This window comes from Flectobacillus sp. (assembly GCF_049240685.1).
Lineage (GTDB): Bacteria > Bacteroidota > Bacteroidia > Cytophagales > Spirosomataceae > Flectobacillus.
Window position 1 is genome coordinate 1 of sequence record NZ_JBMLSD010000365.1, and the last position, 2,567, is coordinate 2,567.

Genomic DNA, 2,567 nt, shown 5'->3' on the forward strand with positions numbered 1-2,567 from the left:
TGGATATTCCGATTCAAACTGAACACCTAATTCCGATTTAAAGTGTACAGGTTATTCCGACTGAAACTGTACAGGTGATTCCGATTGAAAGTGAACAGTTTTTTGATGATGATTTTTAGTTGTATTATGTGGTATAAATCACATAGTATGGCCAATAAAACAATAGGATCAGTTATGATACAAGAAATCATCAGAATGAAGCACAAGGGTTTTTCCAACAGTAAAATATCTCAAAGCCTTGGTAAATCCAGAACCACCATTTTAAAATACCTTAGTATAATTGAGGTTTCTGGCTTAAAAACCGAGGAACTTTTAAAACTTACAGAAGAAGATTTGTTTGACCTTTTTGAAGTTCCAAGTAGTTTGAGTGCAAGCAACAGAGTGCCTATTCACGTTGATTTGCACGCTTTTTTTCCTTATGTAGAGAAGGAATTGAAACGTGTGGGCGTTACACGGCACATCTTGTGGAAAGAGTATAAAGTAAAGCATCCCGAAGGGGTAATGTATAGCCAATTTTGTGAGCATTACAGTGTGTGGAACAAGAAATCAGAGGGCTATATGCCTACAAATCATAAAGCAGGCGAAAAACTCTTTATTGATTATGCAGGAAAGAAACTGCACATAATTGACAGGAAAACAGGTGAGATAAAACCCTTAGAAGTATTTGTAGCCACACTCGGAGCCAGCCAATACACTTACCTAGAGGCTTCTTTCACGCAACGAATCCCCGACTTTTTAAGCAGCATACAAAATGCACTGCATTACTTTGGTGGTGTTCCAGCCTGCATCATTCCAGACAACCTCAAGTCGGCAGTAACAAAGTCAAGTCGGTACGAACCCTTTATAAACGAACAGTTTGCTGGATTTGCTTCACATTATGATACCTCAATAATGCCTGCTCGTCCATTAAAACCCAAAGATAAATCCTTGGTCGAAGGTGCCGTAAACATTGCCTACACTCGTATCTATGCGGCCTTGCGCAACACCGAATTTTACAGCCTCAATGAACTCAATGCTGCCATCAGACTGCTTTTGGAGAACTATAACAAACTGCCTTTTCAAAAGAAAAATCACAGTCGGGCAGATTTGTTTCAAGGAATTGAAAAAGAAGCTTTAAAACCTTTGCCAACCCAGAATTACGAACTTAGAGAATACAAAACAGCAACAGTTCAGAAAAACTGCCACGTCTTTTATGCCAATGACAAAAACTATTATAGTGTGCCACACGCCTATATTGGCAAGAAAGTAAAGATGATACTTACTCAAAACGTGGTAGAGATCTATCACAACCAAAGCCGTATCGCCTTGCACCCTCGCAGCCAAAAAGCGTATGCATACCTTACCATAAAAGAGCACATGCCCGTTAATCACACCTATGACAATAATTGGAGCCCAGAATATTTTATAAGTTGGGCGGCTAAAATTGGCACAGCGGTAAAGGAATGTATCGAGAAAATATTGGAGCAAAAACAATATCCAGAGCAAAACTACAAAAGTTGCGTAGGGGTATTGAATTTGGCATCCAAAACAAGTAAAGAACGGCTAAACAACGCCTGTAAGAGAGCTTTGCTTTACGAAGCAATTGGTTATAATCCAATCAAAAGCATATTGGAAAAAGGACTCGACAAACAACTCGAAGAACCCGATTTATGCTCTAAAGTAACCATCTCCCATGAGAATATCCGTGGTTCGAAATATTATGCTTAAATAAATAGTAACCCTTTAAATTAGAATTAAATATGAACACCAATGCCACTATCGAAAAGATGCAAAAGATGCGTCTAAACGGAATGAAACGAGCTTATGAATCTTCGTTTGAAACCAGAAATCAAGACTCCTTTACCAATGATGAGTTTATCGCCTGGCTTATCGAATCGGAAGACAATCATCGAAACAACAGCAGAACCCAACGATTGCTCAAGAATGCCCGATTCCATTATCAGGCTTCGATTGAAGAAATGAGCTACTCTCCCGACCGAGAACTAGACCGAAATTTGCTCACCAGACTCTCGGATTGTTCCTTTATAGAGCGTAATGAAAACATAATCGTCACGGGTTGTACGGGTACTGGAAAAAGTTTTTTGGCTACCGCATTGGGGTATCAATGCTGTATCAAGGGCTACAAAGTACTCTATTACAATCTAGGAAAACTCTTTGCCAAGTTAATGATGGCAAAAGCCGATGGCTCCTATATGAGGGAATTAAGCAGGATTGAAAACTGCGATTTGTTGATTATTGACGATTTTGGTCTCCAAGCAATCAACAACGAAAAACAACTCATTTTAATGGATTTGATTGAAGATAGACATCATAAAAAATCTACTATTTTTTGTTCGCAATTACCCGTTAAAAGTTGGTATGATTTAATCGAAGAAAAAACAATTGCAGACGCTATTTTGGACAGGATTATTCACTCAGCAATCCGCTTCGAACTCAAAGGTGAATCCATGAGAAAAAAAATGAAAAAATAATAGTTCTTTTTACTTAATTTTGAAACAAGAAATGATCATCAAAACAACTGTTCACTTTACTTCGGAATAGGGTGTTCACTTTCATCGGAATAAGCA

2 protein-coding genes are annotated in these 2,567 nt (G+C 38.3%); both read left to right on the forward strand.

Annotation, left to right across the window (positions count from 1 at the left end; all coding sequences use genetic code 11):
• The first annotated feature begins 174 nt into the window (after positions 1-174).
• Positions 175-1,707: an IS21 family transposase gene (gene istA, locus ACOVQ4_RS16915; RefSeq protein WP_421821802.1), complete on the forward strand. Its 1,533-nt coding sequence runs from the start codon at positions 175-177 to the stop codon at positions 1,705-1,707.
• A 32-nt stretch (positions 1,708-1,739) separates the two neighbouring features.
• Positions 1,740-2,471, forward strand: coding sequence for an IS21-like element helper ATPase IstB (gene istB / locus ACOVQ4_RS16920; protein ID WP_421821803.1), 732 nt, complete (start codon positions 1,740-1,742; stop codon positions 2,469-2,471).
• Positions 2,472-2,567: the final 96 nt, after the last annotated feature.